8 protein-coding genes are annotated in these 8,199 nt (G+C 55.9%); 4 read left to right on the top strand and 4 right to left on the bottom strand.

Features of this window, described 5'->3' with window-relative positions; translation table 11 throughout:
• From PQR42_RS41585 to PQR42_RS41570, 4 genes are all read left to right on the top strand, one after another.
• Window positions 1-693 (top strand): hypothetical protein (locus tag PQR42_RS41585; protein ID WP_408495508.1); only part of this gene is annotated, 693 nt, incomplete at its 5' end.
• Window positions 694-786: 93 nt separating this feature from the next.
• Entirely contained in the window at window positions 787-1,941 is a 1,155-nt protein-coding gene (locus PQR42_RS41580; protein WP_408495506.1) for a YaaC family protein, read from the top strand.
• 636 nt (window positions 1,942-2,577) lie between these two features.
• Window positions 2,578-2,889: a hypothetical protein gene (locus tag PQR42_RS41575; RefSeq protein ID WP_408495504.1), complete on the top strand. Its 312-nt coding sequence runs from the start codon at window positions 2,578-2,580 to the stop codon at window positions 2,887-2,889.
• A 50-nt stretch (window positions 2,890-2,939) separates the two neighbouring features.
• On the top strand, window positions 2,940-3,188 hold the full coding sequence (locus PQR42_RS41570) for a hypothetical protein (protein ID WP_408495502.1): 249 nt from the start codon (window positions 2,940-2,942) through the stop codon (window positions 3,186-3,188).
• A 70-nt stretch (window positions 3,189-3,258) separates the two neighbouring features.
• Here the strand turns inward: PQR42_RS41570 and PQR42_RS41565 are convergent, their stop codons facing one another.
• The 4 genes from PQR42_RS41565 to PQR42_RS41550 form a co-directional block, all read right to left on the bottom strand.
• Window positions 3,259-3,969 carry an H-NS family nucleoid-associated regulatory protein gene (locus tag PQR42_RS41565; protein WP_408495500.1) on the bottom strand — a complete coding sequence of 237 codons (711 nt, stop codon included), beginning with the start codon at window positions 3,967-3,969 and terminating at the stop codon, window positions 3,259-3,261.
• A gap of 358 nt (window positions 3,970-4,327) precedes the next feature.
• The gene (locus PQR42_RS41560; protein WP_408495498.1) at window positions 4,328-5,383 is read right to left on the bottom strand and encodes a COG3904 family protein; all 1,056 of its coding nucleotides are present in this window, start codon (window positions 5,381-5,383) and stop codon (window positions 4,328-4,330) included.
• A gap of 190 nt (window positions 5,384-5,573) precedes the next feature.
• Window positions 5,574-6,410, bottom strand: coding sequence for a hypothetical protein (locus PQR42_RS41555; protein WP_408495496.1), 837 nt, complete (start codon window positions 6,408-6,410; stop codon window positions 5,574-5,576).
• Window positions 6,411-6,449: 39 nt separating this feature from the next.
• Window positions 6,450-7,817 carry a DnaJ domain-containing protein gene (locus tag PQR42_RS41550; protein WP_408495494.1) on the bottom strand — a complete coding sequence of 456 codons (1,368 nt, stop codon included), beginning with the start codon at window positions 7,815-7,817 and terminating at the stop codon, window positions 6,450-6,452.
• Between the last annotated feature and the right edge of the window lie 382 nt (window positions 7,818-8,199).

Below are 8,199 nucleotides of genomic sequence, written 5' to 3'. Positions count from 1 at the left end.
GATGAAGACGATGAAGACGATGAAGACGATGAAGACGATGAAGACGATGAAGACGATGAAGACGATGGCGAGGACGATGAGCGCAGCACAGGCGAGAAGCTACTCGTCGCATTGACGCGCGCCCATAAGTCGGGGACCGTCGACTTAGCGGTCATCAGAGCAATCATCCGCCGCGCAAAAGCTGGGCATATTCCAGACTTGGCGCCTTATCTGTTGACGGAAATTGATTTTTTCGCACCAGCGGCGAATGACGTGGTGCTATATCTCGCATCCTTGCCACCTTGGTACGAGAAAGATTTTGTCGGAGACCTTCGGAACGCCTGCGCCGAGGGTAAGCTGGAAAAACAATGCATTCGGGTTTGGATGGAATGGCTATTCAGCCAACGGAAAACTCTCATGAACGACCGCGTGCTGCGCGCGTTCATCAATGGTGGAGACATTGTCGCTCAAGCATTGGCTGCGGTAACAACCTCCAATGTTGCATGGGCTAAATCTGCAAAATCGAAGATACTATCCAGTGCATCCTGGGACCGGCGCGCATATATCTACGCGCTCTCGATTTTGGCGAGCGATGAGCGAGAGCCATTCCTTCGCCAGTTGCTGCAGAATGCGGCGATAACGGCGACTGACAAATGGGTGGCGAACTGGGTTGAAAGCGGATGCCCCGAAGCACAAACGTTCATTCCATTCTAAGCAACAAACTAGAGCGGGAGACCGTCGACCGAGCTTTTCGGTGGAACGAGTCTAGTGACCGCTAGACCTAGCCAAGACTCGAGGTGTTTCCCCATGAAGTCGGAGCATATATTTGCCGATAACCTCTCGGAGGTTGTCTGGCTACGCCTGAAACGTTTGTCAAGCCACCAACTGTGCGCGAAGGTCATTCTTGGCCGCACGTCGACAATGCCTGATGCTTCTTTAACCGAGAAAGCAACCGGTATGGCGTGGGCCATACGTTCAGCTGTCGGTTACTGGGAAACCAAGTCAGGCGGCCTTAACTCTCGCGTCCTGTCCCGTTACTACGCGCTGCTACAAATCTCCATAGCCGAGCAGATTGCATCGGGTGACGAAAGGTGCACGCTGCCGGCAATCCAGCGCCATACTGAGCAGGGCCATGGCCTGTTCACCGTAGCCGCAGACACAGGTGATTTTCCTTCGAGCTACCTTGTCGGTTGCCTCAAGTCGGGACACTTCCCTTCGTACTGCAAGGCGAGAGGTATGGACCTGAAGAAGTTTGCATTCGAACGCAGACTTCGCGAGCGGCCGAACGAAGTAGAGCGAGCACATATGGTGTCACTAGCAGACCTTCTGAGACGGGTCCCAGAGCTGCAAAACGTGACACAGGAATATATGGGGATGCACCCGCTATCCTTTCACCTCGCCAAGCAACCTTCGTCCGATTTGGAGCAGCAATTTGACCAGATGGGCATGTCTATGATTGGCAGCATATATGACGCCAAGACATTGACGCCGGCACTAAAGACGACTTCGGCTATCGCGATATGTCCGGTTGGCTATCAGTTGACGGCGGAACAGGCTAACTCTCTCGACCTTCCGATTAGAGACTTCGAAGATAAAAAGAACTCGCTCTCTGGGCTAACGCTGCCCACGGGCCAACTCGAACATTCGGCACAAGAACACTGGTACGAAGGACTGCGCCTGCACGAATCAGGATATTGTGGTTCAAGCATCATGGTCCCTTATTGGGGACTTGAGGATGTCTTTACGCTCCACCTCGTCATTCTCTACGCGTTCTCGATAGTGACACGGTACTTGCCCAGCTTATGGCACGAAATTGAAGATGGAAAACTGGACCATCTTCGGTCGCTGCTTGAACACTATCTGGTCGTTGTAGACAACGTGCTTCCGAGAATTGCGCTCGAGCGCATGACCGGCGACAGCGTGCACGCGAAACAGTCCGGCTCAGTCTTCAGTCTGACATAGCCAACTGGATGACCCGACACCAGCGTCTGGTGCAACAGAGCCATTCGTTTTTGGCAACGAGCGTCAGGTTGCATTGGCGTATCAAGTCGCGCCAGTCGACGTGGAGCGATTCGGACTTCCCGTCGCTAAGAACGAACCATTCTGCGTTCTGCTCTTCCGTCGGCGGGGTTTCATCGCCTTGGCCCTCCCAACGATGATGCGTTAGGTAGGCATCCGTTGGCGGCTGTGGAGCTGCAGTGGTACTCGATACACGAGGTACTTAACTCGTCCTTTATCAGGAACCATTGGAAGTTTGCGTCTCCGCATCACTTGCGTCGCCATTTTGTCTTGACGTTTCAGGACAGCACGTTTGAGTGCGTGGTGGCTGACTTTGTTATTGCCGGAGTGTACGGCTATGGGAGCATCGCTGCCCGGGAGGCGTGTGGTCACTTCTGCTGACGTCACGCGGGATGAGCGGCTGCAGCGCACATCCTCGACTGAGACTTCCTAGCACACAAGCTTGTCACTCCCCGAACAGCCGCCCGTTACCCGGCGTTACGAATTTCGGACCGCAGTTTCACATGTGTCCAATTTCGCCTCCTACACTCCGAGCCGTAGTCACTGACATCGCACTCGAATGTGCGGGGAGTAGGGAAAATGAATACCAAAATCGTTGGAGTTGCATTCGGTCTTGCCGCTTTGGCAGCGTCTACCGCCGCGTCCGCGCATGTCGACATTGGCGTAGGCATCGGTATTCCGGTCGGAGTCTATGCGCCGGCAGAGCCAGTGTACGCACCGCCGCCTCCCGTGGTCTATGCGCCGCCGCCAGTCGCCGTGGCGTACGGCGGTGACGACGACTGGCGAGCTCGCGAATGGCGGGAACGCCGCGAGTGGCGCGAGCGCGAATGGCACCGTCATGAGTGGCGTGAGCACGATTGGCGCGAGCATCGTGATTGGCGCGGGTATTGAAATGACGTCTGAAGGCGCCACATCCCGTCAATCGAAACTCTGGGCTTCGAATGAACGCTAGCTTGATAAGAACCAGCTTGATTGCAACGACGCTTGCCTTCGCAATGGCAGGCACGGCGAACGCTGCAGGATGCCTGAAGGGTGCTGTCGTCGGCGGGGTCGCCGGACACTACACTGGCCACCATGCTGTAGTCGGTGCGGTCGGGGGCTGCATGGTCGGCAGGCACCTCGCGAAGCAGCACTCTCAAGAGCAGGCTCAACAGCAAGCCGCACACCGTCAGGCAGCACAGGCGCAATAAAAAGGTGCCGGCTCAATGTCCCCGGTGGAATCAGGAAATCGCTGGTCCACTGGGCACCTGACAACTACGATTAGGTCGTCAACTCGGCGCCAGACTCGACTGCGGCCACCGGAGCGGCCGCGGTCACGCTGCTCTGCGGTGTCGCTTTCGCCGAAGACTTTTTGGCCGACGCTTTCTTTGCTGGCAGCTTCGCGCTCGCGGACTTCTTGGCAACAGCCTTCTTCGCCGGCGGTGCTTTCTTAGCAGCAGCCTTTTGCACCGGTTTTTTGTCGGCTGCGGCCGCGCCCTCAATCAGAAATTGGGTACGGTCCTTCGCGTTAGCAATCCAAGCCGGCGGCCGTGCACGCCCACTCCACGTTGCGCCAGTCTTGGGGTCACGATAGAGCGCCGGCTGGGGGCCTCTGACGTAGTTGCCAGCCTTCGCGGTTTTCTTGATAGCAGGAGCCGACACTGCGGCGTCGTCTCCCACCAGAAACTTACTGCGGTCCTTGGCGTTTGCAATCCATCGGGGCGTACGGCCGCGCCCTGACCACGTCGCGCCGGTCTTCGGGTCGCGATAATTAGCTACTGCACTTGGAGCTTTGGCTGCAGCCTTAGCCCCCGGCTTGGGTCCACGCTTTCTGCCGCCGGTGTGCGCATCGATGTCAGCGGTCGTGAGACCATGCTCTGCCATCAGGTTCTTAATCTTTTCGATGACTGCACTCGACTTCTTTGCGGCGAGCGCTTCAGCTTGCGCCTGAAGTTTCTGGATTTTTGCTTGCAAGGATTCCAAGGTCGCCATTCGCGCCTCCGCAGTTGAGATGTCCAACTATGCCATGCGGGTGACAAGGTCGGCTAGCTATCCGCGGAGCTATCGTGTGAGCGTTTCGAACCTTCTGATGCCCCGCATGTACTGTGGCCACCTTGCCTCCGCATACATTACGAGTCCTGTCGCATCAAATCTGAAGAGCGGCAGGCGAATCGCCAGATTTGGTTACGGTTCTCTGGGCTTCGTGCGTGGCTCCTTCGGCAGCACGCGGTCTACCACATGGTGAGTAAAGAAGAGTTCCTGCGTGCTTGAGCGCCGTCTGAGCATCGGCGTATAAGCATGCGTCTGCGTTCCCATGGTGGGCGAGGCTCTTCAGCAGATACCGCACCGCTCACATCCTGCAATTGTCCACGTAGTCCCGGATTTTCGCTTTGACTACCTGGATATCGGCCGGCGCCGTATATCCAACTGCCCCATCCGCGCCGACCCACATGGTCATTGTCTTAGAGGCAAGCAGAATCGCAATGTCATCGTGAGAAAGATTCCGTGTGACCCACAGAGTCGAATCGCTCGCAAAAAGGCCTGGCTCATTAGGACGCTTGGGCATTTCCTGAATGGTGCGCGCGTCAAAAGTGAAAAACGACTTTGTCGCCCAATCATATTTTTGCTTCGCGTCTTGCGGGTTTGTAACGAGACCGCCCATGAGCCGCATCTTCCCACCGGCGCACGTAAATAAGAATCGCGAGCTAAAACCGGTGTACTTCTGCTCGACCTTAAGGTATGTCTGACCTTCCACCTGCTTCAGTTCAGCAGTTGTGGCTTCAGTACCATCGTTCGCGAAGTGCAGTTCATTTGCTTCTTCCTTTGTGAGCCACAGGATATCGTTTGGACCAACCGACGCGGATGCCGTGAATGCCAACGCGTCCACGCCCATCTTTTGAAGGTACGCCACGATTAGCCCGCTCATGGCCTGGCTCGTCTGGTTGTTGATATCTTTATCTTCAGCGTAGAACTGGTGAACACCGAGCTTCGTGCTACCTCCGGAATAATATCGGCCACGTCCGCCGGCAAACGCATATGCGCATGCGCTCGCGCAGATGCCACGTGTGACCATGGAGCCTCGAGAGTAGGTTCCGATACCGGTGTCGAAATTCAACTTCCTAATCAGCGTTCCGAGCCGGATGCCGCCTAGCAGAGAACCGCCGGGGGAATTGAACAGGACCTCGCCGCTATCAATGTGGTTTGCCCTCACGAAGCTGTCTAACTCCTGCGCACTGGATTCAGTTATCTCTCCTTCGGCGTAGATTCGCGTCGTATCTCCGTGCCAGCTGAACCATGTCATCACATCTTCGACACTGTGCTTCGGCGCGGAAAACGTCATCGCACTACCGCTACTTCCGAACGACATAGCGAGCAGGATTGCCGTCAATTTGAGAGCAAACTTCATTGTCCTTCCTTGTAATCTGTTGTTCGTCTCAACGCCTACGAAGTATCGAACCGTTGAACCTCGCCAAAGCGAGGTCGCATTTCAACAGCGTCCGCTGAGCAACCTGTCTCGTGAGTCGACAACTTGACGTCGCGCCGCTTGTATGCGGCGCACCTCACGGCCCATGGATACTCTTCAGAGTGGCAGGCCCCTACTCGGCCGACCCGATGCTGCTGCCATCAGCGAAGACAACCATTGTCGGACGAATTTCCGTTGTGTAGCTGCCTTCCTGTAAGTTCATCAGCTTCTTGTCGGAGTCCTTGAACTCGTTGAGCTCATGTCCACCTTCCCAGGTGGCCTTTGCGCCAGGCTGAATGGATTGCTCAATGGTGAGGCCGCTGGTGTAAATTGTCTCGCCGAACGTGTTCTTGAAAACTAGGTCTGCCTTCACGCCTTTGATGGGCTTCTGGCTCGCGTTCTGGACCGCGACGTCAATGAGGAACTCGTCGCTGTAGCGATGTGCGTACATATCCTTCGGCATGATGTGCTGCGACAGGAATGCCAGCACCACGCTCTTGGACAGCTCTGCGGCAGCAGCGGCTTTTTGTACCTCGACTTCTTTCTTCAGGCGCTCCTGCTCGGCCTTTTGCGCCTCTTGTTTCGCAAGCCAGTCCTTCTGACGTTCAATTCCTTGCCCTACAGTCGTCCCGACAGGCATGGGCGTACCGCCGAAGGCCTCGCCCATCTTTGCTCGCACGAGATAGCCTGTTAGCAACTGCTTATCGCCGTCGCTTAGCTTCTTCACCTCGGGCGCGAGTTGCGTGTCCCAATTTTTTGGGTCACTCGGAATGACAGTATCTTCAGGTTTGGAGCATGCCGCCAGGGTGAACGCAGCAACTGCAACAACAACCAACGCTTTCTTCATTTTTCCCTCAGGTTTAGCCGCCGAATTCGCGGCGTATAAAATTTCTATTAGCCCGCCGGGCGTTGCGGGAATACTCGACCGTTGCAGGGTGGTTGGATTTTCAGGGCGATTGCCGGCAGGCATGGCACGACCTGCCTGCCAGCCTTTTACCCTAGTCGAGAGCTAGCGTAGCGTTTGCCAAAGCGCTGTGCGAAGCGTCGCCAGTCGGTCGTCAGTAAATGCATAGGGCTTGTCTTGGATTTCAACGATGCGCCAGAAACTGGTGCCATGTCGTACGATAGAGACATGGACACGGAGTGACTCTTTCAGCAACTCACCGTCGACCTGCCAAAAATTCCCGTCGTCAGCGAACGAGCCGTATCCGTTAAGCCGCATTGTGTCCGCGACGCTTTGGCGATAAAGATTCACGTACTCTCGTAGGTCAATCCGCGGAAAATTTTCTTGGGCAAAGTAAGCTGCAGCGTGCTGGGTCTTTTCCGTAAACGAGTAGACCGGTGTACCTTCGTGCGACTGCTGAGCGAACGTCCAAATCGGTTCAACCATCGCGCTTCTCCCCGTCACCGGGTTCGTCCATGCCACACTCGGAGCACCGACTGGAACGCGAGGGGTCGCATTTGAGAGTTCAGCAGCTCGATTCGCGATGGACAGACTGCCAACAACAAGAACATATGCCACGGCAAAGAGCAGCTTTCTTAAGTTTCCACTCTTGCTGACGCGTACCCTGTTGCCACTGGACTCGTCATAGCTCGCCTGTTCTGCGTTGCCTAGTCGGGACGACTGCCGAATCATCGTCCCCAAATTGAACAGTGGCAGACCGACTGCTAGGCCGCTCACCCAAAGGGCGAAGTTCCGCCGCAGGTAGCCATCAAACGTCAAGCGGCTTCCATCAATTGCCGTTACTTTCAAGCCTAGCAACGCTTTTCCGGGTGTATTTCGAAATATCCGATAAACGAAGGCGTCTAGGACTAGCGCGAGTGGGAGAAAGAGTACCGAAGCATACAAGTTCGCACTGGGTCCATTCATGGTTTCGACGTACCAAGCTGAATTCTGGGCGAGCCAATAACCCCCGATGAATGCTACAGCCGCGATTTCCCACCACAGGTCGAAACTGCGTGCGAAGAACCTTGACCAACGCCCCGCCAGCGGCATCAAAGCAGGGTGACCAGCATCTACAGTGGCACCGGTTGGCGGATGGTCCGACGGAGGAGTGGTGTCCTCATGGCTAGCTCGAAATGAGGGCTCCGCACGGCCTTGTTCGGTAAAACCCGTTGAAGGTGTGTCGGGTTGCGGAGTGGCACGCGACTGACGAGCATCTCTTTCAATGCTCTCATCATACTGACGCCGCTTCTCGGAATCGCTGAGAACCTCATACGCTTCGTTCAGAATTTTCATTATGCGGGTCGCGTCGGGACTGTGGCTTTTGTCCGGATGGTAGCGTTGTGTCAACGCCTTATACGCGGCCCGAATGACTTCCGGCGGTGCGTTTCGGGACACTCTCAGATTGTCGTAGTGCGTGTGAGTAGTCGCCATGTGCGTAGCTCAATTTTGTCTATCCCTGGTTATCGGCGGAACGAAAGAAAACCGTAGGCTTAATTTCGACTGCGAAAGAACCTATCGGCGCGTCAATCCCATAGATGGCAATAGCGACTCGATTTTGGTGGCGCGGAGGGGGTTTGGCCGTAGGGCTTCCGCGTTGAGAAACGTAACGCTGCGCTGGTGCCGTGTGGGCAGGATGCGCTCGATGTTTCTGAAGGCTCACGCGACTTGGAGCGGCAGTCGGTGGTCATCGCCGACTGGAGCAACGGGGTATAAAGCGCCGCCAGTTTTGCCCATAACCGTCAAAGGACCACAAAAGTTAATAGCGCCCGTCACCACCGCAGCAGCCATGGCGAGCGCGAGAAAGGAGCCACGC

Origin of the sequence: Paraburkholderia sediminicola (genome assembly GCF_046027355.1) — a bacterium.
Taxonomy (GTDB): Bacteria; Pseudomonadota; Gammaproteobacteria; order Burkholderiales; family Burkholderiaceae; genus Paraburkholderia; species Paraburkholderia sediminicola_B.
Note: the sequence above shows the minus strand (reverse complement) of the source record. Positions and strands in the feature narration are given on the sequence as shown.